At 55.5% G+C, this 23,612-nt stretch carries 17 protein-coding genes; 10 read left to right on the forward strand and 7 right to left on the reverse strand.

The genetic code is table 11. The annotated features are described in order from the left end of the window. The first annotated feature begins 41 nt into the window (after nucleotides 1-41). Nucleotides 42-968: a DnaJ domain-containing protein gene (locus KTE_RS08905; RefSeq protein ID WP_201380327.1), complete on the forward strand. Its 927-nt coding sequence runs from the start codon at nucleotides 42-44 to the stop codon at nucleotides 966-968. A gap of 157 nt (nucleotides 969-1,125) precedes the next feature. Then, the gene (locus tag KTE_RS08910; protein WP_201380328.1) at nucleotides 1,126-2,043 is read left to right on the forward strand and encodes a dihydrodipicolinate synthase family protein; all 918 of its coding nucleotides are present in this window, start codon (nucleotides 1,126-1,128) and stop codon (nucleotides 2,041-2,043) included. A gap of 88 nt (nucleotides 2,044-2,131) precedes the next feature. On the opposite strand, the gene KTE_RS08915 is transcribed toward KTE_RS08910, so the two are convergent. Next, nucleotides 2,132-3,091, reverse strand: coding sequence for a zinc ribbon domain-containing protein (locus tag KTE_RS08915; protein ID WP_201380329.1), 960 nt, complete (start codon nucleotides 3,089-3,091; stop codon nucleotides 2,132-2,134). Nucleotides 3,092-3,326: 235 nt separating this feature from the next. Between KTE_RS08915 and KTE_RS08920 the strand changes: the two genes are divergently transcribed. Continuing rightward, nucleotides 3,327-5,501, forward strand: coding sequence for a sensor histidine kinase (locus tag KTE_RS08920; RefSeq protein WP_201380332.1), 2,175 nt, complete (start codon nucleotides 3,327-3,329; stop codon nucleotides 5,499-5,501). 108 nt (nucleotides 5,502-5,609) lie between these two features. Next, on the forward strand, nucleotides 5,610-6,092 hold the full coding sequence (locus KTE_RS08925) for a response regulator transcription factor (protein WP_007907237.1): 483 nt from the start codon (nucleotides 5,610-5,612) through the stop codon (nucleotides 6,090-6,092). Nucleotides 6,093-6,200: 108 nt separating this feature from the next. Here KTE_RS08925 and KTE_RS08930 read toward each other — a convergent pair whose 3' ends face one another. From KTE_RS08930 to KTE_RS08940, 3 genes are all read right to left on the reverse strand, one after another. Beyond that, nucleotides 6,201-7,337, reverse strand: coding sequence for a serine/threonine-protein kinase (locus tag KTE_RS08930; protein WP_201380335.1), 1,137 nt, complete (start codon nucleotides 7,335-7,337; stop codon nucleotides 6,201-6,203). Nucleotides 7,338-7,483: 146 nt separating this feature from the next. After that, nucleotides 7,484-8,833: an FHA domain-containing protein gene (locus KTE_RS08935; RefSeq protein ID WP_201380337.1), complete on the reverse strand. Its 1,350-nt coding sequence runs from the start codon at nucleotides 8,831-8,833 to the stop codon at nucleotides 7,484-7,486. A 175-nt stretch (nucleotides 8,834-9,008) separates the two neighbouring features. Next, nucleotides 9,009-10,202 carry a protein kinase gene (locus tag KTE_RS08940; RefSeq protein WP_201380339.1) on the reverse strand — a complete coding sequence of 398 codons (1,194 nt, stop codon included), beginning with the start codon at nucleotides 10,200-10,202 and terminating at the stop codon, nucleotides 9,009-9,011. 1,258 nt (nucleotides 10,203-11,460) lie between these two features. On the opposite strand from KTE_RS08940, the gene ppc reads away from it, so the two are divergent. The 5 genes from ppc to KTE_RS08965 all read left to right on the forward strand — a co-directional run bounded on the left by ppc (nucleotide 11,461) and on the right by KTE_RS08965 (nucleotide 19,733). Then, entirely contained in the window at nucleotides 11,461-14,370 is a 2,910-nt protein-coding gene (gene ppc / locus KTE_RS08945; protein ID WP_201380341.1) for a phosphoenolpyruvate carboxylase, read from the forward strand. 569 nt (nucleotides 14,371-14,939) lie between these two features. Beyond that, on the forward strand, nucleotides 14,940-16,247 hold the full coding sequence (gene argG / locus KTE_RS08950) for an argininosuccinate synthase (RefSeq protein WP_201380343.1): 1,308 nt from the start codon (nucleotides 14,940-14,942) through the stop codon (nucleotides 16,245-16,247). A 3-nt stretch (nucleotides 16,248-16,250) separates the two neighbouring features. Continuing rightward, nucleotides 16,251-17,657, forward strand: a complete 1,407-nt coding sequence (gene argH, locus KTE_RS08955) for an argininosuccinate lyase (protein WP_201380345.1) — start codon at nucleotides 16,251-16,253, stop codon at nucleotides 17,655-17,657. Between the two features lie 2 nt (nucleotides 17,658-17,659). Further along, entirely contained in the window at nucleotides 17,660-18,919 is a 1,260-nt protein-coding gene (locus KTE_RS08960) for an argininosuccinate synthase (RefSeq protein ID WP_201380347.1), read from the forward strand. 76 nt (nucleotides 18,920-18,995) lie between these two features. After that, entirely contained in the window at nucleotides 18,996-19,733 is a 738-nt protein-coding gene (locus KTE_RS08965) for a metallophosphoesterase (protein ID WP_201380349.1), read from the forward strand. A 50-nt stretch (nucleotides 19,734-19,783) separates the two neighbouring features. Here the strand turns inward: KTE_RS08965 and KTE_RS08970 are convergent, their stop codons facing one another. After that, nucleotides 19,784-20,926, reverse strand: a complete 1,143-nt coding sequence (locus tag KTE_RS08970) for a hypothetical protein (protein WP_201380350.1) — start codon at nucleotides 20,924-20,926, stop codon at nucleotides 19,784-19,786. A gap of 213 nt (nucleotides 20,927-21,139) precedes the next feature. Here KTE_RS08970 and KTE_RS08975 point away from each other — a divergent pair, with 213 nt between their 5' ends. Continuing rightward, entirely contained in the window at nucleotides 21,140-21,760 is a 621-nt protein-coding gene (locus KTE_RS08975; RefSeq protein WP_201380351.1) for a nitroreductase, read from the forward strand. A 76-nt stretch (nucleotides 21,761-21,836) separates the two neighbouring features. On the opposite strand, the gene KTE_RS08980 is transcribed toward KTE_RS08975, so the two are convergent. Next, the gene (locus tag KTE_RS08980) at nucleotides 21,837-22,370 is read right to left on the reverse strand and encodes an adenine phosphoribosyltransferase (protein WP_201371056.1); all 534 of its coding nucleotides are present in this window, start codon (nucleotides 22,368-22,370) and stop codon (nucleotides 21,837-21,839) included. A gap of 400 nt (nucleotides 22,371-22,770) precedes the next feature. Further along, nucleotides 22,771-23,283 carry a large conductance mechanosensitive channel protein MscL gene (gene mscL, locus KTE_RS08985; RefSeq protein ID WP_201380352.1) on the reverse strand — a complete coding sequence of 171 codons (513 nt, stop codon included), beginning with the start codon at nucleotides 23,281-23,283 and terminating at the stop codon, nucleotides 22,771-22,773. Nucleotides 23,284-23,612: the final 329 nt, after the last annotated feature.

The raw sequence follows: 23,612 nt of genomic DNA on the forward strand, positions 1-23,612 counted from the left end.
CAACCATTTTGGACTTCTGCCGTTATACAATAGAGGAATAAATGTTTAGCCTGCCACCGCGCAGACCAGCATGCAGCGAGATTAACGACAAAGATATGAAGCCAGAGAAAGATTATTATGCCGTTCTGGGTGTGGCCCCAAGCGCCACACCAGCCGAGATCAAGGAAGCCTTTAAGAAGCTGGCCTTACAATATCACCCCGACCGCAATAAGAGCGCGGACGCCAACGAGCGCATGAGCGAGCTCTTGAAGGCTTATCAGGCCCTTAATAATCCGGAAGAACGCAAGAATTATGACGCCCAACGCAAGCGGGGGAACAGCGCCACAACCATCCCAGGACAGGCCAGAAGTGCATACACGCCTGGAGGGGCAGCCCGTGGCAATAAGCACGAGGTCTCGCCGGGTGCCAGGCGAGATCGCCAGCGTCACTATGCCTTCCCCGCCTACAGGGTTGGTGAGCCAATGGTGGTCGATCTGGGAGAGATGAGTTATACCCTCTCTTCAGACGAGGCCCTGACCCTGGTTGAGCAGGGGCTGTTACGTGGCAATGCCCCACGCCGTCCCACGGATGATGAGTTTTACTGTCACCGCTGTCACCATCACTGGAACCACTCTGGTCACAAAGGAGAGCTGCCCCAGGCCTGCCCAAAATGTCACGCGCGCGACTGGCAAGAATATCTGTTGCTGCGCTGTAGCCACTGCAAGGCTATTTTTGAAAGTGAACAAATTCGCTACGAGATCGGTGCATATGCCTATAGCAAACCACATCACACCAGGGATGATCGCTGCCCTCCCTACGAGCTCTTCCCCCTCTGTCCCTATTGTGGGCAGTCACAGTGGTGCCCGGCGGAAAACCACCGTGTAAGCACGCTACGCAAAAAATTGGAGACCCAGCGCCTCGTCTGGATTAGCGCTATCATAGTGTTTGTCGTCGTTGTAGGCATCATGGCCCTGGGTTTTCTTCACTAAAACCAAACAGGACCAATGAGGGACCAGGCCAGGCCAAATTTTGTGGATGCTACAATGCCTTTTATACTGTCATAGAGTATTTGCTTGACACATTTATTTTTTCGATTCATCGTCCCGAGTGGCTTCGCGCACTCATCCTCAGCACAGGAGGCGTACCGTGCAGACCTTACTACCGAACGGTGTCTATCCCCCGCTACCCACCTTTTTCGACACCCAGGAGAACCTGGACCTCTTCACCTTGCAGAGGCATATGCGAGCCCTCCAGGAGAGCGGCATCGCGGGCTATGTTTTGCTAGGCAGCAATGGAGAAGCAGCCCATGTGACCTCTGAAGAGCGTGCTCAACTCGTATCCACAGCACGCGAGATGATGGATGAGAGCACAGACACGCTTCCCCTGATAGTTGGTTGTGGCGATCAAGCAACACGAACAACCATCGCCCATTGCCAGCTCGCGGCACACTCCGGCGCCACCATTGCGCTCGTCCTGCCGCCCTTTTATTTTCGTAGCCGTATGGATTCTCAGGCGCTACAAAAACACTATCGCGCCGTTGCCGACGCCAGCCCCATACCAATTTTGCTCTACAACATGCCCGCCAACACTGCCGGCCTCGACATGGACGTCAGTCTTATTTGCCAACTCGCCGAGCATCCAAATATCATTGGACTCAAGGACAGCAGCGGCAACGTCGCCAAAATGGCCAGCATCGTCGCCCAGGCCCCTGCGGACTTCAGTGTTTTCGCCGGGAGTGCCAGTTTCCTGCTACCCTCCCTGGCGATTGGCGCTGCTGGCACCATTGCGGCGCTGGCCAATATCTTTCCCCACGAGGTCTGCCTGGTACAGGCCCTCTTTGAGGCAGGGCAACTGGAGGAGGCACGCGCGCTCCAGGCGCGCCTGATTCCCGCCAATACGGCAGTAACCACCACCTATGGCGTCCCAGGCCTGAAAGCGGCCCTCGAGATCCTTAACGGCTATGGCGGGCGGCCACGCATGCCCCTGCAATCACTTAGCACCCCTGAACGCGAGCAACTATCGCGTCTCCTGGCAACTACGCCCATGGACGCAGCACACGTGTAGCCAAAATTAAGCCGTAATGGCCCGAGGCTGGGAACGACACTGCGTCGTCGTCCCCAGCCTCGTTCGCTGCGTCGGAGCTACAATAAAGCTACTGTACGGTATAATTAACTTTCTGTGCCAATTGCTTATCGCTACAGGCGGTCGAGGAGGCCCAGTAAATCTCCACGTGACCTTGCCCCTTGCCACCTGTAATAGCATAGGAGTACGTCCTGGTAGAGGTTGCCTTGACCGCGATAGGATAGGTAGCAAATTGCTGGTCGCCAATGTACCACTGCAAGCAGGCCGCCCCGCCCTTGCCCGCAGGCAGTCCAAAGGTCACATACATTTTATCGCCCGCCTGAAACGTGTCCCCTGGATTTACCGGCTTGGCAGTCTGCATATCCACCGAATGCGCCATCTGGGCGTCGCTGACGTATTGAGAAGCGGGATACTGCCCAGGATCTGTAGTGGGGGTTGGGGTTGGGGCCGTGTCCGTTGGCGTGGCCTGGGCATCTGGGGTCGGGGTTGTGCCACTCACGACTTGCTGGGGAGCACTTGTCGGGCTTGGTAACACCGTTGTCTTGTGATTATCATTTGAAGTCTGCGAAAACGCGGACGCAAAAACAAACACCAGTACCAATATGATCGCGCCGATGAATACACTGATACCAGCGATGGTCAAAGGCAGGCGCGACGAGCGCTGGGGAGCCCGTGGCTGAGCAACATTTGTTGAGGCCATCGAACCAGCCGGGCCATTGAAGCCTGGAGGAGAGGCATAGGGCTGAGGACCAGGGCGGCCATTGTTGGCAAAGAGTTGCTGCATTTGCGGGTTATAACTAGCCCCGCCAGCTCCTCCCCCTGGTCCCTGTTGCCACTGCTGCCCCGGCACAGGCTGTCCAACTGGCACGCCCGCAGCTGGCGGATACATACCGTTCCCCATTGGCGTGGGAGTTCCTGGCCCCTGCCCACCCTGCACTCTACCATCGTTCCCCTGATTTATGGCGGCGCCACAACGCGGGCAACTCGTGCGCGAAGGAGAAACGGGAAAACCACAATTCATACATCGCATAGATAAATCCTCTCGAAAAGCGTAGCCCCTTATGAAAGAGTGTTCATTTGATATGACGAAGCATCATCATATTTGTAATCATCAATAGAACTATGCGAGGCGACGGCCTCAGTTCGCCGTCTACTTGACACCTCTAGGCAGCACCTTTACAATACACTCATTGATAAAAGGTGATAGATCAAGTAAACATCCAGGCCACAGAGACCGTGGGATAGTTGGAAGCTAGGATAAAAACGTGACACAAGGCGTTAATGTAGAGCAGATACTGGCACCTCACTTGCCGCGCTTAAAAATGAGCCTGCAACACGCATGGGATGGGCATCAAGGACGAGAAAATGAGAACGACGCGTGGCAGCTCTTTCAGACGCTCATCGGCACACAGGATCACGATGAGTCATCCCTCACCGCGCGCTTTGAGCAGGTAGGACGCCGACTCGTCACCTATGATGAGAAGCTCGATACGCGACTGCAAGAGATCCAGAATTTTGTGGATGCCGCAGCCACCGAGATCAAGCACATCTTTCAGGAGCATCCCGAAGAACTTGTGACCACGCTTGGATACCTCTACCAACTACACAATAAAAGCGCCCTCGCACTCACACGAGGGTTCCAGCATGTCGTGGAAGAGCAGGCCAGGACCACCACACATTTAACGCAGCAACTTGAGCATCGCCTCCTCGCGCTTCAGCGGGTCAATGGCTACAGCAACTCTGCCATGGACCTGGACCAGACCCTCGAAAACACAGCACAAGTAATTGCCGAGGAGCTGAATGTCGATCTCTGCTCCATCTTCTTCTATGATGAGCTTCAACGTGTCCTGACCCTGCGTGCAACCAATGGACCACGTCCCCTGGGTGGTATGCACTTCATTCTGCGCCTGGGTGAAGGCTATAGTGGATGGGTCGCCGATAAGGGCCGCCCCTTGCACTCGAACGACGCCCTGGGCGACCCCAACTTCGCCACCGAGGCCCGCTCATACAGTACCCCCTACCGGGGCGTGATGGCGCTCCCCATCATCTTCTTTGGCACCGCCGAACGCCTCATCGGCGTCATCAGCGTGCAATCAAGCGAGCCGCGCGAGTTCACCCGCGACGAGGTTAACTTTGTCGAGGTAATTGCGGGCATCATCGCCATCAATATCGAGAATGGCCGTCTCTACGAGCAGACCGACGAGCAGCTACGCCGCAAGGTGCACGAACTCGCCACCATTCACCGCGTCTCCTATATCATCGCCTCCACTCTCAATCTGGAAGAGGTATTGCAGATTATCACCACGCAGGCCGTGCACCTCTCAGGTGCCGAGCGCTCGTGTATCTTTGAGCTCGATCCCGACCGGCGACGCCTGCATGTGTTGGCACACTATGGGCTGAATCCCGAGCAGGCGAGCAATCTCCAGATTGGCGTGGGCCAGTGTTGCGCCGGCCGAACCGTCCAGACCGGGCGTCCCAGCATGGCGGTGGACTGCTTCCATGCCGACGAGCATTGCTTTATTCATGATGACCCGACGCTCTCATCAGAGATCCACTCGGTACTCTGTGTCCCGCTTAAGGTTAAGCAGAAGGTACTGGGCTGTATCTGCATCTACAGTAGCCATCGTCACCTTCTCAGTCCTGAGCAGATGCAGCTCGTCGTTACCTTCGCCAATGAGGCCGCCATCGCCATCGAGAATGCGCGCCTCTACGAAGAGACCCGGCGTGGACTCGAACTGAAATCAGTGCTTCTGCGCGAGTTACATCATCGCGTCAAAAATAACCTGGCCACGGTCGCGGGTATTCTCTCGCTTCAGCGCCGGCGCACCAGGTCGCCCGAGGTACGCCATATTCTGGCGGAGAGCGTCAACCGTGTACAAGGCCTGGCCGCCACACATGACCTGCTCGCACATGAAGATGTCAGCGAGGCGCGCGTCGACGATATCGCGCGCAAGATTGTGGGCGTTGCTAACGCCAACCTTAGTCCGCCCGAGAAGCGCATCTCCTTCCAGGTCGAGACCTGTCCCGTGGTTATTCCTTCCCGGGCCGTAACCATCCTCGCCCTGGTCATTAACGAAATGGTTTCTAACGCGATTAAGCATGGCATGGCCGAAGTAACACGCGGCACCGTCATTATTCGCGGCTTCGAGGAAGAGGATGGATATGTCGCCATCCAGGTACTCGATAGCGGCAAGGGGCCATCAGCCGAGCAGGAGCAGCAGGAGGAGCCAGGCGAGAGCGGCGAGGGCTTGGGTCTCTCCCTTATCAAGAACCTGATTGGCGACCTCGGTGGCCGCTTTGCGCTGCGACGCGAGACCATCACCCGTCCCGCTAGCACCAAACAAGGCGAGCAAACCAGCGGGGAGACGGCGGAGTATACAGTTGCGGAGGTCCGCTTCCCACTCCGTCGCTCGCGCCCAACCTATGCCTTGAATAGTTAATCTCGTTGCAACTTCTTTCTATTTGGTGGTGTGCTGGGCCTCGCAGCCTGCGGCTGCGAGGCCCAGCACACCACCAAATAGAAATTGGAGAGAGTAGAGGCAAGAAAGATGCAGAACGAGTCTCCAGCGAAACACAGGATCCTGGTTGTCGAGGATGAGGCAGCCATTCAACAGGTTTTATGTTTCTTCTTAGAGCACAATGGTTTTGCAACGCAGGCCGCTTATAATGGGCAGGAGGCCATCAACCTTATTCCCCAGTTTCGCCCCCACCTGATCATCCTGGACCTGGTCATGCGCCCGGTTTCTGGCTGGGACGTTCTGCACTGGCTGCATAGCCATCAGACTAATCCCCCCATTCCCGTCCTCGTCCTCAGCGCTCTCGTTAATTTATCTGAACAACTCCAGGGCATCGAAGAGGGCGCCATCGAATATATTACCAAACCCACTCAGCCCAGCATTATTGTTGAGCGTGTGCGCACGATCCTCTCACTAACAGCAGAACAACGCCTGATGCTGCAACACAAACGCCTTGAAGAGCGACGCAAAATGCTTGAGCGGCTCCGCGCCAATCCCAGTGATCGCCTGACCTAAAACGGCTCGACGCTGCTAAAGCACGCGTCTACATATACACGTCATATGTAGACGCGTGCTTTAGCAGCGTCGGACAGAGCACAAAATCAATCTCTTTACGCCCCACGACTAGACGATCAGGGGTTGGCCACACGCCGTGCAGAAGCGATTATTAGCTGGATTCATCGTACCGCACGAGGCACACTGGTTCATGGGCGCCCCACAACGCGTGCAGAAGCGCATGTTGGGCTTATTATAATGCTGGCAATAATGGCAGGGATACATCGCCACCTGGCGACTCTCAGCCACAGAAGGAGCAGCCGGTTGCTGTGGTCGCACATAGGCACTGGTGTTTGGTTGAGCATAGTAGGGATTCGCTGGCGCGTTAGCTGCTGGATAGCTAGCTGCCGGCCCAGCTTGTAGTGAACTAAGCGCTTTACTGAGTGCATCCCCCATGTCGCTGGCGCGTTGATAGCGCTGCTGGGGATTTTTCGCCAGGGCCGTTAAAATGATATGCTCAATTGTGGCCGGGATATGTGGATTGAAAGATGTGGGACGCGGTGGTGGCTCATAGATATGGCTATGGGCCAGGGCGGGATAGTTATCGCCCCTGAATGGGGTATACCCCGTCAAAGACTCGAAGAGCATCACACCCAGGGCATAGATATCTGCGCGGCCATCCACGGAACCTCCCTGGCACTGTTCAGGCGACATATATTCAGGCGTGCCTACGCCAGCCCCCGGACGCGTCAGGTTGCTCTGCGTGACGGCAACAACCTTTGCAATACCAAAGTCAGAGAGGATTGGACGATCCGTATCCATGAGTACGTTCACTGGCTTGACATCACGGTGAATAATGCCCTGCTCATGTGCATAGGAGAGCGCGCTCGCGATCTGCGTAAAGATAGGAACGGCCTCGGTAATATCCATTACCAGCCCTTCACTATGCAACATATCAAGACGATTCTTCAGCGTCCCGCCTGTCACCAGTTGCATAACAATGTAGAGATGCCCGTTATATTCACTGGCATCATGAACTGTTACGATATTAGGATGGGAGAGGCGAGCAACAAGTTTTGCTTCTAGATTGAAACGTTCTACAAAGCTCCGGTCCGCGGCATACCAGGGCGGAAGCACTTTAATCGCAACCTCGCGATCAAGGTTCTCTTGAAATCCCTTATAGACGCGGGCCATGCCTCCCTGCCCAAGCTTGGCAAGAATGCGATAGTTGCCAAGCGTTGTTCCAATGAGATCGTCTTGCTCCATTGTATCGCAATGCCACGCAGGAATACATGCACCTTGTATACAAGAGGCACTTCGTGCCTACGTGGCAGTATCTATGTTCCTTCTGTAGATTTTTGTGCTGTACTACAACGTACCATGTTTCGCGCTCTCAAGCAAGAGAAGCGGGACTAACGCCTAGCAAAGACCAGGACCGTCTGTCCCAGCTGAATGCGATCGCCTTCCTGCAACTGATACGTCTGGTACTTATTCACCAGCTGCCCATTGACCTTCGTGCCATTCGCGCTGCCCTCGTCCTTCAAGGCATAGTTGCCATTGCCCATATTCACGATAGAAGCATGCAGACGTGAGACAGCCAGGTCTTCCAGGAAGATATCGCTCTCGCGGCTACGGCCAATGCTCAGGCTATCCTTGCGCACCTCGTAGATACGGCCAGGCTCTTTACCTTCCTCGACACGTACCATACCCAGGCCACCAGCCTGGCCACCGGGGCGAAGTACGGTTCTATCGGCATCGGAGGCAAACACGGTCTGATCCTGCTGCATCCCCGGGGTATTGGGTCCCGCGCCACCCTGTTGCCACGCGGGTGCCCCACCAGGCTGAGCACCCCAGGCCCCTTGCTGCGGCTGTTGTGGCTGAGATGCTGCCTGATTCCAGGAGGGATTGGAGCCACCAAAGGACGCAGGCGCGGACTGCGACTGAGGAGCCTGTGCTCCCCAGGGCTGTTGCTGCCCCTGGTTCCAGGCTTCCTGCCCCTGTTGCGGCTGCCCCTGGTTCCAGGGCTCCTGTGTGGCCGCTGGCGCGTTCCAGGAAGGCTGTGAACCCGCACCGGTCGCTGGATTGCCCCACTGATTAGCAGGCTGCGGAGCCGCGCTTGCTGGGGAGGCTCCCCAGTTACCTTGCTGCGGCTGTTGTGCGGCTGACGCCCCCCAACCCTGTTGCTGCTGTGGCTGTTGCGCGGCATCCCAGCCCTGTTGCTGCTGTGGCTGTTGCGCGGCATCCCAGCCCTGTTGCTGCTGTGGCTGTTGCGCTCCCCAACCTGCCTGCTGCTGCTGCTGTGGCTGATTCCAGGCGTTGTTCTCTCCGCCCTGGCCCCAACTCTGCTGCTGCTGTGGCTGCTGCGCAGCTGATGCTCCCCAGTTCTGTTGCTGTTGCGGCTGTTGCGCTCCCCAACCTCCCTGCTGCTGTGGCTGGGCCTGTGACTGGTTCCAGGCGTTGTTCTCTCCGCCCTGGCCCCAGCTCTGTTGCTGTTGCGGCTGTTGCGCTCCCCAACTTCCCTGCTGCTGCTGCTGTGACTGATTCCAGGCGTTGTTCTCTCCGCCCTGGCCCCAGCCCGGCTGCTGCTGGCTCTGCCAGTCGCTTGCGCTAGAAGCCTCAGCCTTTTTCTTGCCACTACTGCGAATAAGCAAGAAGGCGGCAATCAAGATAACAACAGCGAGAACAAGAATGGCGATTATAATTATTGGCGTGTTCACAGGCAAAGTAACCCCTAATACAAAAATGTGCTTGGCCTCTTTCATAACTTTACCCCTCTGATTGTAGGGGTGGCAGAAGTAATCTCGCCGCGACAAGGAGCCAGGCATTTCTCCAGTCGCGAACAGCTGCCACCCGAACTCAATCGGGCACCCTTGCGGGCACCCCTACGATTGCGACGCGCTTGTGTGCAACAAACTCAGGCCAGCCGACACACAACAACTATCGCAATTCAAAGCGTACCTCAACATTGCCGAAGCGGAGAATATCACCATCCTTAAGCTTACGCTCCTCATGCGGCGTTAAAATCTCTCCATTCAGGCGCGTCTTATTCAGGGCATTCAGATCCTCTACCGTATATGTTCCCTGCTGTCTACGCAGATACGCGTGTCTTCGCCCAACGGTCTTATGCTCCAGGTCGATGTCGGGATATATACCTAGTGTCGGATCGTGCCGCCCCACTACAAGCAGTTCACCCTTGAGGGCGTAGGGCTGACCATTCGCAAGCGCCACCAGGCGGGCCTCTTTCTGCTGTGAAGCCGCGGCTACGGCGCCAGATGGACGTCCAACGCCACTCGCTTGCAAGCGCTCAAGCAATTGATCCAATGCCGCAATGAATTCCTGGGGGGTTGCATAACGCTCATCCGGTGTCTTTGCGAGTGCCTTCTGCATAAAGAGATCGGTCTCCATCGGCAAATCCGAACGAAGCCGACAGATAGAGGGCACCTTCTCATTGATCTGCTTGATCACAATATCCACTGCGGTATCCCCCTGAAAAGGGGGGCGACCCGTAAGCATTTCAAATAAGACCGCGGCAATTGAGTATAGATCAGAGCGTGTATCAGCCGAACGGCTGCTTTCAGCCTGTTCTGGCGAGATATAATTAGCGGTCCCCATAAAGACATTGGACTGAGTCAACGTGACCGTTTCGCGACCACGCGCCAGGCCAAAATCGGTGATCTTCACAAGATTGCTTGTATTAATAAGGATGTTTTGCGGCTTGATGTCGCGATGCACAACACCCTGTTTATGTGCGATACACAACCCCTCAGCGATTTGACGTGCATACCCAATGGCCCGGATCGGGTCCATCAAACCATCATTGATCATATAATACTTCAAATTCTGGCCATCTATATAATCCATCACAATATAGTGCATATTGCCATCATTGCCATAGTCAACAATGCGCACAATGTGAGGATCATTCAGATGCAAAAGAATATGCGCCTCTCGCTGAAAGCGTGCCAATAAGTCCTCGTCGCTTGAGAGATCCAGGTGCATGACTTTTACGGCGTAAATATGATTGCTCTTGAGGTCACGAGCAACATAGACAGTTGCAAAGCTCCCTCTTCCTCGTTCGTCAATAAGCTTATAGCGATCCCTGATGATGTGACCAATCATGTCGCCGTTCATAATACCCCTTTGTGGAGACACCCTCATGCCTTCAGGCAGAGTAAGGGAACAAAGGCAAATACTTTGCTCCACTTGACAATATCCATCCCATATTAGCGGCTTCATTATACACCATCTGCTTACGCATGTCATGGGAGTATACAGCCATTCCTACCTCGCTCCATTGCCCCTTTTAATAAAACATGCAGAACATGCTTTTTTAGGCCAGGTACAATCAGAGATCAGGCTGGCTAAACTCCTTCAGGATGGCGATCAAACCGCTCTTTATTTCCAGTATTCACGCACCTGAGAGACAGCAAAAGTTTACCCTTTTTGCTCCCTCCTCTCCAGAGATGCGAAGGTTTCTGACAGCGTATTCTATCATACCAGCCTTGAAAAGCGCTCTCTTTTAGGACTGACATAATATAAACGTCATCCTGCTGAGGTTTTGACCCAACAGAGATTGCACTTTAGTTGCGCTTTATAGCTACACTTTGTAATTGAAACGTGCGACAGAAGGATGAAGTTGCATTTTCACCGGTTGCCAGACCCAAAGAGACCACGCCAAAAGCAAAAAAATAGGAGAGCCTCAAAATGAGGACTCTCCCATCACAGCCTTTCGGCCAACTACTCATGGAATGCTGCGGAAGAAGAACGCTGGAAGGACACTGCTTCTATTCGCCCTGCCGGGCGCTCCAGACACTCTTAAGGATTCAGCATATCTGAGCACGATACCTCACAAGAAACAACTCGCCGCCGAGCCAGACCACTCCTGTGATTGGAGAATGGTTCCTAGCTGTGCCTATCACCCTTGATAGTCACCTTTTGTACGCTTTGTACGAATCCGCCAAAACGTAACCTTTCGCCTACCTGCTATAAGTATAAATAGCAGCGCTCCATTTCTAAATAGCTATTTTACGAGAAGTTCTCACCATCCTTTATGTGCAATTTACACAAATACCCCTTGCTAAGCAGCAATCGCACAGCCCTTCAAACAGTGCTTATTATCCATACGAAGATTCTCTCTGGCACTAAATATTGTGCATTTTATCCATCCCCTCCCTATATAGCATTTCATTTACCTCGGCTCACGCAATGAGCCTCTGGGTTAAGAAGTGTGCATGGAAAGAGGGCAAAGTCTTTTTTCCATGCACACTTCTTAACCCAGGAGCACAATACGCGCATCTTGTGTATGATAAAATGAGGAGGGCGCAACGACGAGCCAGCATGTCAGTGGCAATGGAGGCCGCGCTAGTATTTGAATTGGAAGATGTGCCATATGCTAGAACAAGAAACTCGCCGCGAAAAAGATGCTCCCCTGCGGTACGATATTCGCACCCTGGGCGATGCACTGGGGCAGGCCATCAAGCGCTATGGCGGATACACCGTCTTCGATACCGTCGAACGGTTGCGCATCTCCTGTAAGCGCCTGCGCGAGTGCACCGATCTTCTTGCGCATGCCAGCGACACAGAAGCCCAACGCCTGCACGCAGAAATTCATGAGCTCGACCAGGAAATTACACACATTGTCGCGACCTGTGACCTGGACACGGCAGTTGATGTTATTCGCGCCTTTACTGTCTATTTTCACCTGGTCAATACAGCCGAACAATATCACCGCATCCGGCGTCGCCAGGTCTATGAGGAGACACCTCACCACACGCCTCAGCGTGGCTCGCTTGCGGCGTTGATCGCCTTCTTCAAAGAGCAACAGCTCAGCCAGGAGACACTCCAACAACTCCTCGACTCGCTTGCCATCGAACTGGTATTTACGGCTCATCCCACCGAGGCCACGCGCCGCAGCCTGATCACAAAAACCAGTCGCATCGCGGGTCTGCTTGAGGACCGTGACCACGGGAAGATCAAAACGCCGCGCCAACAAAAAAGCTGGCAGCACAACCTGGAGGGTACAATCGACCTGCTCTGGCGCACAGACGCGGTACGCCGGGTACGCCCACAGCCCATTGATGAGATCAAAATGGGCATCTACTACCTGGATGAAGTGCTCTACCAGGCCCTGCCCGACCTCTATGCCGAGTTTGAGGATCTACTGCACGAGGTTTATCCCCAGGCCCAGGTTCCCCCCTTCCTACGCCTGGGCTCCTGGATTGGCGGTGACCAGGACGGCAATCCCTTTGTCGGACCCGAAACCATGCATACCGCGCTCCGCCTTCAGCGCGAACACATCATCAATCACTATCGCGACACCATCGAACTCCTGGCCCAGGAATATTCACAGTCTCTCTCGCACACACGTATTACGCCAGAACTTCAGGAAGCTATCGAGCATGACACGCTCCTGTTACCACAATATGATCAAGAACTGGGTCCACAAACGGCCCTCGAACCCTACCGGCGCAAGCTCTCCTTCATCTGGAAACGCCTGGGCACCACGATCACGCCTCCCTCATCGACCGAACCCTATACTCAGACCTTTGCCCCGCAGTCCAGGCAGAAAGCCAGGCCCTCCATCGCCTTCTCAAGCGCGGAAGAGCTGCTGACGGAACTGCGCCTGATCCAGGATAGCCTGCTGGCGGATGGCGAGACCGAGCTGGCCCGAGGCGACCTTGCGCACCTGATACGCCAGGTCGAACTCTTTGGCTTCTACTTTGTGGCCCTGGATGTACGCCAGCATAGCGCACGACACGCCAATGCCGTCGCCGAGTTACTTCAGCTCACGGGCCTCTGTCAGGAGGACTATCGCACCCTGGATGAGCCAGCACGCCTGCGCATCCTAGAAAAACTTCTCCAGGATCCACGCGTGTTGACGCGCCCCGGACTCAAGCTCAGTGACGACACCTGGCATATCATTCACACCTTCCAGGCTATTCGCCAGGCACGCGATGAATACGGTAAGCGTGCCGTTAGCTGCTATATCATCAGCATGTCAAATAGCCTGAGCGATCTACTGGAAGTGCAGTTCTTTTGCAAGGAGTTTGGCCTCAACGACCTGCCTATCGTTCCGCTTTTCGAGACCATCGAGGACCTGCATAACTGCACCGATATCCTCGATCAAGCCTTTACGCATCCCGTTTATAGCGTCTACCTGGCCAATTGCCAGCGCCAGCAGCAGGTGATGCTTGGCTACTCCGATAGCAGCAAAGACGGCGGCATTCTCACCTCAAGCTGGGAGCTCTATGAGGCGCAGCTACGCCTGGCCGCGCTTGGACGTAAGCATGACATAGGCATCACAATCTTCCATGGACGTGGCGGCGCCATTGGACGCGGCGGCGGCCCCATTTATGAGGCAGTCCTTGGCCAACCGCCAGGCACCGTCAATGGGCACATCCGCATTACCGAGCAGGGCGAGATGCTCTCCTTCAAATACGGTCTCTACGAGATCGCCATTCGCAATATGGAGCTGGTGGCAGCGGGCGTGGCCCGTGCCAGCATCCCCGATGAGCGCATCATTGAGAAGTATGTCCATCCGCATGCTCCTGAAGAGTGGCGAGACGTCATGCGCGAACTCTCGTCAAAGGCGCACGCACGTTACCGTGACCTCATCTACAATGATCCTGCATTCATCACCTTCTTTGAGCAAGCAACCCCTGTTTCAGAACTGGGCTGGCTCAACATCGGCTCGCGTCCAGCACGGCGCGCAAAAAATCGCGCCATTGAGGAGCTTCGCGCCATCCCCTGGGTCTTCTCCTGGATGCAGAGCCGCTATGTGCTGCCAAGCTGGTACGGAGTCGGGGGCGCCCTGGAAGAATACATTGCCGATCATCCCGAGCACCTGGAGTTGCTGCGCCACATGTATCGCCACTGGCCCTTCCTGGGCGCCTTCCTGGATAATTTGCAGATGACGCTCTCCAAGGCCGATATGCATATCGCCCAGCGCTATACCTCACTTGTGGAAGATCCCGCGCTACGCCAGCGCATCTCCCAGCAAATTCAAGAGGAGTATGAACGCACCCGCAGGCTGGTCATCAGCATCGTCGGAGGCAAAAATCTTCTCGATACCTCGCGTGTGCTCCAGGAATCGATTAAACGGCGTAATCCCTATGTCGATCCCTTGAGCTACTTCCAGGTCGAACTCATCCAGCGCCTCCGTGTTCTCGGAGGGCCGCTCATGCTGAGCAAAGATGAGGAAGAATCCGCGACCGAGCAGGATCTAGAGCGCGCACGCCTTACAAGCGCCGTCCTACTCACCATCAACGGTATCGCCGCCGGCCTGCGCAATACCGGCTAATCCACGTCTATGGCGCTCATGGTACTGTGTGCGTGCAACTGTGGCAGAGCTACAGTTGCACGCACACACTCACTCACTTTTTCCCCATTGACATTTTGTGGGCTGACCTGTATCATAAATAACAGTAACAGAAATACTGAGTCTGTCCCGCGTTGAGCGAAAGAAGTACAGAAGCAGCAGCCAACAGCGATCCGAAGGAGAGTGGAAGTTCGGAACGGCCAGGCACTTCTCGAACGCCTTCGTGAGCGGTCGACCGAAGAAAATCACTTGCATCCCTCCCCGGAGAGATATGAAGGGTAAGTAGGTTGAGTGGACGGTTACCACGCAGCACATAACCAGAAAAGTGGTCTTTCGTGACTTCGCTACAAAGACGTAGGGTAATGAGATTCCTCCATCGTTGCTCGTTACCAGATCGAAGGAAAGACAAATAGGGTGGCACCACGGGTGTGTACAGGAATTTTTCCTGACGCTCTCGTCCCTTCTTCAAATGTGACGGAAGGGGCGAAGGCCGTTTAAGGATCATCTCCGCTCCTTCCAGAAAATTTTCTCAGTTTGAAGGAGTACACACGATGGTAACCAACAATCAGACACATCTGACCCAGGCTACAACCACCAGCAGCCAGGACGCGCTTGCCCTGGCCCTCCACAAAGTCAACTCCGTTGACGTTCCCCAGGGAAATACCATTGCCCTCGCCTTTTCGGGCGGCCTGGACTCGACACTCTGTGTCAAGCTGGCTGAAACCAAGTATCATGCCAGCAAGCTCTACGCCATCAGCGTAGATGTGGGCCAGGGTGAAGAAGAGCTCAACATGGGCATCCAACGCGCCGAGATGCTGGGCATCACACCTATCGTGCTTGACGCCCGCGAGGAGTTTACCACACAATGGCTTACCAAAGCCATTCAGGCCAACTCAGACTACAATGGCTATCCCATCTCAACCTCAATGACCCGCCAGCTCATCGCAAAGAAAGTTGCCCAGAAGGCGCTCGAATTGGGCTGCGACGCCCTTATGGAGGGTTCTAGCGGGAAGGGGAACGACCAGTACCGCATGCACAATGTCTTTAGCCTCTTCGCGCCCGGCCTGCCCACCTTTGTCCCTGTGCGTGACTTCGACCTGACACGCGGCGAAGAGCAGCTCTTAATGGAAAACTTCGGTATTCCGGTCGAAGAGTTGATCGCCGGTGGGGATGATAAGACAATGTGGTGCCGCTCCATTGCAAGTGGTGGTATCGGCCTGGATACCGAGCTTCCTGACTCCATCTGGATGTGGCTAAAGCCGCCCCACATGGCGGCTAATCAACCTTCGACCTTCAAGATTACCTGGGAGCACGGTCTCCCGGTCGCGCTTGATGGCGAGGCACTCCCCCTGGACGAGATCATTCAGAAGCTCAATGTCCTGGGCGGTGAGAACGGTATCGGCAAGATCGACATGTTCGAGGACGGCATCATGGGCCTGAAGTCGCGCGAGATCTACGAGGCTCCCGGCGCCCAGATCCTGCTCAAGCTGCACCGCGATCTTGAACTTTACTGCCTGACCAAGGAAGAGGTACCCTTGAAGCGTCAGTTAGATGCCCAGTGGTCAAGTATGGTCTACCACGGTGAATGGTTCCACCCACTCAAGAACGCCATCGATGCCTTTATCAGTACTACACAGCAGGCCGTGAGCGGCGAGTACGTCGTCAGCCTCTACAAGGGCAATATCGACATCGTCTCGCGCTCCTCGCACAGCGGCCTCTTCTTCCCCGATGTGCGTTCAATCAATAGCGCCAGCTTTAATCAGAAGGAGTGCGCCCCCGCGGCGCATCTACGCGGTCTCCCTTACGAGCTGATCGCTCGCCGCAATAAGCTGGCAGGAATTACCCAGGAAGGATTGTAAAACGTGACAAAACTATGGCAGAAAGGCTATAGTTTGAACGAGAAGGTCGAGCGTTACGAGGCCGCGCAGAACAGCGCCCTCGACGCTCGCCTCGTGCGCCACGATGTCTGGGGCTCGCTCGCCCACGCCGCCATGCTGCATAAGATTGGGGTGTTAAGCGAGCAGGAACACCAGACTCTCCACGCGGCCCTCTGCACCGTTCTAGAACTAGATGCCGAGAAACAATTCCAGATTCTCCCTTCCGACGAGGATGTGCATACCAGCATCGAGAACTTCCTGTCGGCCAGAACCGGGGACGCGGGCAAGAAGATCCATACCGCCCGCTCACGTAACGACCAGGTGCTCGTCGATATGCGCCTCTACGGCAAGGAGCAGCTCCACCAGGTCAGCTCCAGGCTCTTCGCGCTCACTAGCACGCTGCTAACCTTCGCGGAACGTTATCAAGACGTGCCCTTGCCTGGCTACACGCATATGCAGCGCGCCATGCTCTCTTCTGTGGGACTCTGGGCCGCGTCTTTCGCCGAATCGCTGCTGGACGACGAGCAGTTGTTAGCTAGCGTCTATGCGCTCAACGATCAATCACCGCTGGGTTCAGCGGCAGGCTACGGCGTTCCCCTACCCATTGATCGCCAGGTAGTCGCCGACACGCTCGGCTTCGCACGCGTCCAGAATAACGTCATCTACGCTCAGAATAGCCGTGGCAAGACCGAGGCCGCGGTCGTCCAGGTGCTCTCGCAGATCATGCTTGACCTGAGCAAGCTGGCCCAGGACGTGCTCCTCTACACAACGGTTGAGTACGGCTTCCTACGCATTCCCCAGGAACTCTGTACCGGAAGCAGCATCATGCCTCAGAAGCGCAATCTAGGCGTGATGGAACTGGTGCGTGCGCGCACACAGACCATGCTGGCGCTTCAGCAGCAGATTCTCGGCATTGTGAGCGGCCTCCCCTCGGGCTTCAATATGGACTACCAGGAGACCAAGGGACCCTTCTTCGCGGCCCTCGACCTGGTACAAGAGAGCCTGGATATCTGCGAGCTGGTCATGAGCCATATCGAAGTCGACGCCGAGCGGGCGCTCGCGGCCTGCACCTTTGAACTCTTCGCCGCCGACCAGGCCTATGAGATGGTGACCGAGGGCATGCCCTTCCGCGATGCCTACCGCATCGTGGGCAAAAAGGTCACCGCCCAGCTTGACAGCAAGGTCCCCTTCCCGGTTGAGAGCCAGGAGCAGCTTGTCGCGCGCCTGCATGCCCGCAATCACCTGGGAGGCGCGGGAAATCTGAATCTTGGGCAGGCTCAAGAGCGCCTTGCCCAGGCCCACACAAACTGGGAAACGCGCGCCCAGGCCTTCAAACAGGCCATCCAAACACTCGTCGGACCAACACATACCGCCATTCTGGAGATTGAATAACTATGGGAACCGTGGTACTCGCCTACTCTGGGGGACTGGATACCTCCGTCGCGATTCGCTGGATTAAAGAGAAATACAACCTGGATGTGATCGCCCTGACCATCGATGTGGGCAATGAGCGCGATCTCTCCGCCATCGCCGAGCGTGCGCGCAAGATCGGCGCCGTCAAGGCGCTGGTCGTCGATGGTCGCAACGACTTCATCCGCTATTTTGTCTGGCCCGCCCTCCAGGCTGGGGCCATCTACGAGGGGCAGTATCCCCTCGCCACGGCCCTGGCCCGCCCACTGATCGCGCGCCTGCTCGTGGAGGTCGCGCGCCAGGAAGGTGCCGTCGCCGTCGCACATGGTTGCACCGGCAAGGGCAACGACCAGGTACGCTTCGATGTTTCCATCAACACCCTCGCGCCTGATCTAAAGATCATCGCCCCCGTGCGCGAGTGGAGCATGACACGCGACAACGAGATCGCCTACGCCGCCGAGAATAACATTCCCATCTCAGTGACCAGCGCCAGCCCCTACTCGGTCGACCAGAACCTCTGGGGCCGCAGCATCGAGTGCGGCATCCTGGAAGACCCCTGGGCCGAGCCGCCCGCCGATGTCTATGCCTGGACCAGTGATCCCGACACCCTGGAGGCCAAAGCTCCTACCTATGTCGAGCTTACCTTCAAGCAAGGCATTCCCGTGGCACTCAATGGCGAGGAACAGGAGGGGGCCGAGATCGTCGAGACCCTGAACCGGGTTGCCGGGACCTATGGCATCGGGCGCATCGACCATGTGGAAAACCGCCTGGTCGGCATCAAATCGCGCGAGATCTACGAGGCGCCCGCCGCTGTGGTGCTGCACGCCGCCCACCAGGCGCTGGAAACCATCACCCTCAGCCGCGACCAGGTACGCTTTAAAGACATTGTCGCGGGCGAGTATGCGCGCCTCATCTACAACGGCCAATGGTATAGTGCTCTGCACCAGGATCTGGCCTCCTATGTCCAGAGCACCCAGCGCTTCGTCAGCGGCACCGTGCGCATGAAGCTCTCGCGCGGGCATTGCACAGTCGTGGGACGCAAGTCCGAGCACTCGCTCTATGACCACGGCCTGGCGACCTATGACAGTGGCGACCAGTTCGACCACAACGCCGCCCTGGGCTTTATCAAGCTCTGGGGCCTGCCCCTCAACACCCAGGCCCAGGCGCAGATTCTCCCCTCCCTCGGGCTGGAGGAAAACCTGCTCAACAGTGGCAACACCAAAGTCCTCAAAGGCGCAGAATAAATAGTTGTGGAAACAGGTCGCCGCTGGCGACCTGTTTCCACAACTATACCCTAGTTTGCTTGCAAGGAGGCGCGCCATGCGTTTAGCCATACTCTCAGATATCCATGGCAATCTTCCCGCCCTGGAGACTGTCATAGCAGAGTTAGCGGATGAGCAGATAGATCACATTCTCTGCCTGGGCGATGTCGCCGCCGGTGGCCCACAACCTGGAGAGACTCTGGACCGCGTCAAAGCCCTGGGCTGGCCCGTCATCATGGGAAATACCGACGACTGGCTGCTCTCGCCACATGTCAAGGAGCAGACCACCCGCTTCGGCCAGTACTGCCAGGACATTGATCTATGGTGCGCGCAGCAGATCAGCGAGGAGCAAAAGGCCTTTATTCGCAGCTTTCAGGCCAGCGCTCTGATCCCGCTCTCACCCCAGCATACCCTCCTTGCCTATCATGGCTCGCCCCGCTCCTACCGCGAGCGCATCCTTGATATCACTAGCGAAGCGGAGCTTGATGCTATCTTTGGCGAAACCCCGGCCACCATCCTGGTCGGAGGACATACCCACGCCCAGCTCTGGCGGCGCTACCGCGATAAACTCATTCTCAATCCCGGCAGCGTTGGCATGGCCATGGACCGCGTCTCGCCTCCGGACGCCATCCGCAACCCGCCCTGGGCCGAATACGCCATCCTTACCATTGAAGGCAAGCACCTGAGCGTAGATCTGCGGCGCACGCCTTTCGATCCACAGCGCCTCCGCGCCATCTCCCTTGAACGCGGCATGCCCCACGCCGACTGGGCCAACAACGAGTGGGGCCTCGAATAGCATGTACCTTCCTATAAACAAACCTTGTAGAAGCCAGGCTGGCCTGGCTTCTACGCTTGCGCTAAATGGTGAAGCTGATCCCAGAACTCCTGGTCGCCCCGCAGGACCTTACTGGTCAGTCCCAGGTCAATACGCTTGCAACTTCCCTCATAGACACTAACGCTGAGCACGGGCAGATCCCACTGCGTAAAATTCAGGCTCGTATACCTGGCTTTACCAGCAATCTTGTCTTCGTTTGAAGGGCAGTTCGGCTCTGGCTGCGTTGTAGGGAGCGTCAGCACCTTGTCGTAGAGCTTCAACAGCCGTGTTACATCCTTAACCTGCTTCTGTTGATCTCCAGTGTTGCTATTAATCTGAAGCATTAGCTGATCGGGACGTGCCTGGGAGAAGGTGGCCTGGCGTAACATCTCCGCAAAAAGCTGATCGAATTGAGTATCGCGTTTGTAGGTACCGGTGCGCGATAGATGATTACCATCCAGTGAAATAGTGCCACAGCTTTTATTGATTAGCGAAGAAATCACCTGCTCCGCAGTATGAAAGACCAGGCGATACTCGGGATAGGTCTCCTCCTGACAACCTGGACCTGTAGACTGAGGAAATGGAGCTAAAAGTTGTAGTTTGAGGATGCTATTGTAGAGGCGTTGTGCAATAACAGTATCCGCAATTTGCGTGCTCTCAACCTGCATTTCAGGCTGAAGAGTATGCAGAATAGCAACACTCTGAGGCTTTGCGGCAGGCGTCGCTACGTCAATAGCCTTATCCAGTAATGTCCAGAATTCATTTGAAGCTCGGCGATCCCCAGCCTCACCCTTGATAGAAACGGGACGACATCCATCTCTCTGGGCCAGCACCGAAACAGCTTTCCTCTCGCCTTCCAGGAAGGTCAGCATGTAGTGAGGGCCGCGTTCAGCAGTACAGGCGATGTTATCTGGCATCTGTTCTAAGGCATAGATAGTACTGTAGAGTTGTCGCACCATCTGTGCATTTGTCAGTGTCACAACCGGCTTTGTCTGCGTAGATGGTCCTACCAGGTCTAGTGTAATTTGCACACGCGTAGGATTAGCTGTCGGGGTACCAGGCTTCCATGCAGGTGGCGTTCCCTGTCCTACTACACTGCCACATCCACTGAGCCAGAGAGATACCCCCACCCAAATAAGTCCATAGAAAGGAACAAACCATTTTTTTGCATCCATATCAATGCTCCTTCACCTCAACCGAAGTCAAAGCCATTAGTTTTCTCGTCTTTAGAGACGTCGCATAGATACAGTTTGTTCCCAACTTCATTACATCTAAGCACGCCTCAATTAAACGGCATGGCAATCAGCAAAGCGCGCCGTAATGGATTATAATATCTCAATAGCCTTTTGATCCGATGTATATAAGCGCAAAAGCGAGCAGACAGGTTTATGACAACGACAAGAGTAGAGATAGAGAGTATTGTAAAGCCTATGAGCGTGATTGAAACCATAAGAAGACGGCGCAGTATTGGCAAAATGACCGAGCAGGTGCCAACCCGCGCACAAATTGAGGAGATTCTAGAGGCCGCGACCCATGCACCCAATCACCACCGCACCGAGCCCTGGAAATTTATCGTGCTGGCAGGCGAGGCACGTGCAGAGCTGGGACTGGTCATGCAGGAGGCCCTGCTTTCAATCCTGGGCGATCTTCCCCTGACCCAGGTGCAGGCGCGCCTGGAGAAAGAGCGCCTGAAGCCGTTGCGCGCCCCGGTGATTATCGCCGTCGTCTCAGAGTTTCCCCGCAACGACGAGGCCCTGGATATTGAGAATGTCGAGGCCACGGCGGCGGCAGTCCAGAATATGCTGCTGGTCGCCGAAGAGCTGGGACTGGCGGTCATGTGGCGCACAGGTGATGCCGCCTATAATGACCAGGTCAAACGCTGGCTAGGGATCGAGACCGAAGACCATATTGTGGCCTTCCTCTACGTGGGCTATCCAGCCATCCCCCGCCTGGAGCGCCGCGCAACTCCCCTTTCCCAGAAAACCACCTGGTATGGCTGGGAAGAATAAAGCATATGAAAAATGGCTGAGCATTGCGCCTGCAAGGAGCAATGCTCAGCCATTTTTCATATGCTTAAACTGGTTATTAATATTTGATTAGCGCGAAGACGTCGTGGTCTTTCAGGTGCTCGCGTCCCTTGAGGAAGCTCAACTCGACCAGGAAAGCAACGCCCGCGATATGTCCACCTAATTTCTCAACCAACTCGATAGCGGCCTCTACCGTTCCGCCCGTCGCCAACAGATCATCCACGATCAAGACACGCTGCCCAGGCTTGATAGCGTCCTTATGCACCTCGACAATATTTGTGCCATACTCCAGGGCATACTCAATGTTAATAGTCTCCGCCGGAAGTTTACCAAACTTACGCACCGGCACGAAACCACAATTGAGCAGATACGCCAGGGGGGCGCCAAAGATAAACCCGCGTGACTCTACACCGACAACGGCCTGAATATCGGCCCCGGCATAGTGCGCGGCCAGGCGCTCAATCGCCGCGCGGAAGTACGGTCCATCCTGCAACATGGGGGTAATATCTTTGAATAGCACCCCCTTCTGGGGAAAGTCTTGAATGTCGCGAATGCGATCTTCCAGGCGTATTGGCTCAGATGTTGACGACATGAGCGATCTCCTCTGTCTCCATGAATTCTGCCTCCTTATGCGAAAACCAACGCCGCTCTCGCTTGTCCCCGAATGGGGGCGGCTAGCGCTCGCGCGCCCAGGTTTTCGAGAGGCACTACTAGCGTTCAGAAATGAACAATAACATAGGGGCCGCCAAGAATATTATACACTTGACGTACCCCTCTTCAGCACGCACTGAAAATCCAGGCTCCTCGTTTATGGTGCTCCTGTTTTCTTTTCCATATGCAGTATAGCGTCAGGATACCCATACGTGCAAGCAGGGTAAGAGAGAAAGGGAGGTGTGATGATGGCCTGGCTGCGCCCGGGCCACCATCACACCTCCCTTTACCCCAAAGGCCCGCAACGAACCAGGCAGGCCCCTCTCCAGGTGCCCGAAACGCTATGAGCGCGCCGCAACCTGCTGCTGCTCTTCAGATGGTGGCAGTTGAGCCGTGCAATACGCGCAGCGCGTCGCCTTGAGCGGAATCGTGCTCAGGCAGTAGGGGCACTCGCGCGTAGTGGGGGCCTCCGGCTCCTTCTTCGACGTAAAGCGATCCTGCAAAGCAGTCACCGGGCGCACCACAAAGAAGTAGAGAGCCAAAGCCGTAAGCAAGAAGGTAATTAGTGCATTAAGAAAGTCGCCGTAGGCGAAGGTTTGCCCCTGAAACTTTCCTGCGGCACTCGATAAATTCGCTGTAAATCCAAACTGATTCAGGAGAATACCAATCAACGGCGTCAAGAAATCCTTGACCAAGCCATTGACGACCGCTGTAAATGCGGCACCGATAACGATACCAACGGCCAGGTCGACGACATTGCCACGTAAGATAAATTTGCGGAAGCCCCCCAGCTCCCCCATGCCCACCTTCCAGCCGCGCTCACCATAATCTCTAAATGTATCGAAACGACTCATAAAACAGCCACGCTCCTTTGTTTCCTACAAATGATGTTGAAAATGATCTGAGGGAAAAAGAGAAAACGTTCTGGTGGAGAACGTTACTTTATGCATGTAGCACGATCAGGACCCGCTGCGAGTTTTAGCTATCGTGCCTTCTCCAATTCTCCCCACAGCGTAGCATAAAATACATGCTCATGACTAGATATGCATGATTTTTAGTTTTTTCGCCACTGGGTGGCGGAATGAGTAGGGGTATGTGATGAGGGCCTGGCACAGCCAGGCCCTCATCACATACCCCTACTCATGTAAATGAGAAGCGCAAGCAAGAGGCGCTTGTTTTTCCC

Source organism: Ktedonobacter sp. SOSP1-85 (assembly GCF_016587415.1).
Lineage (GTDB): Bacteria > Chloroflexota > Ktedonobacteria > Ktedonobacterales > Ktedonobacteraceae > Ktedonobacter.

What these genes read in the sequence shown, in the direction of transcription:
- KTE_RS08905 (WP_201380327.1), top strand. Translation starts at nt 42, where the DNA reads ATGTTTAGCCTGCCACCGCGCAGACCAGCATGCAGCGAGATTAACGAC.
- KTE_RS08915 (WP_201380329.1), bottom strand. Translation starts at nt 3,091, where the DNA reads ATGCGATGTATGAATTGTGGTTTTCCCGTTTCTCCTTCGCGCACGAGT.
- KTE_RS08925 (WP_007907237.1), top strand. Translation starts at nt 5,610, where the DNA reads ATGCAGAACGAGTCTCCAGCGAAACACAGGATCCTGGTTGTCGAGGAT.
- KTE_RS08930 (WP_201380335.1), bottom strand. Translation starts at nt 7,337, where the DNA reads ATGGAGCAAGACGATCTCATTGGAACAACGCTTGGCAACTATCGCATT.
- KTE_RS08935 (WP_201380337.1), bottom strand. Translation starts at nt 8,833, where the DNA reads ATGAAAGAGGCCAAGCACATTTTTGTATTAGGGGTTACTTTGCCTGTG.
- KTE_RS08940 (WP_201380339.1), bottom strand. Translation starts at nt 10,202, where the DNA reads ATGAACGGCGACATGATTGGTCACATCATCAGGGATCGCTATAAGCTT.
- ppc (WP_201380341.1), top strand. Translation starts at nt 11,461, where the DNA reads ATGCTAGAACAAGAAACTCGCCGCGAAAAAGATGCTCCCCTGCGGTAC.
- argG (WP_201380343.1), top strand. Translation starts at nt 14,940, where the DNA reads ATGGTAACCAACAATCAGACACATCTGACCCAGGCTACAACCACCAGC.
- KTE_RS08960 (WP_201380347.1), top strand. Translation starts at nt 17,660, where the DNA reads ATGGGAACCGTGGTACTCGCCTACTCTGGGGGACTGGATACCTCCGTC.
- KTE_RS08965 (WP_201380349.1), top strand. Translation starts at nt 18,996, where the DNA reads ATGCGTTTAGCCATACTCTCAGATATCCATGGCAATCTTCCCGCCCTG.
- KTE_RS08970 (WP_201380350.1), bottom strand. Translation starts at nt 20,926, where the DNA reads ATGGATGCAAAAAAATGGTTTGTTCCTTTCTATGGACTTATTTGGGTG.
- KTE_RS08975 (WP_201380351.1), top strand. Translation starts at nt 21,140, where the DNA reads ATGACAACGACAAGAGTAGAGATAGAGAGTATTGTAAAGCCTATGAGC.
- KTE_RS08980 (WP_201371056.1), bottom strand. Translation starts at nt 22,370, where the DNA reads ATGTCGTCAACATCTGAGCCAATACGCCTGGAAGATCGCATTCGCGAC.
- mscL (WP_201380352.1), bottom strand. Translation starts at nt 23,283, where the DNA reads ATGAGTCGTTTCGATACATTTAGAGATTATGGTGAGCGCGGCTGGAAG.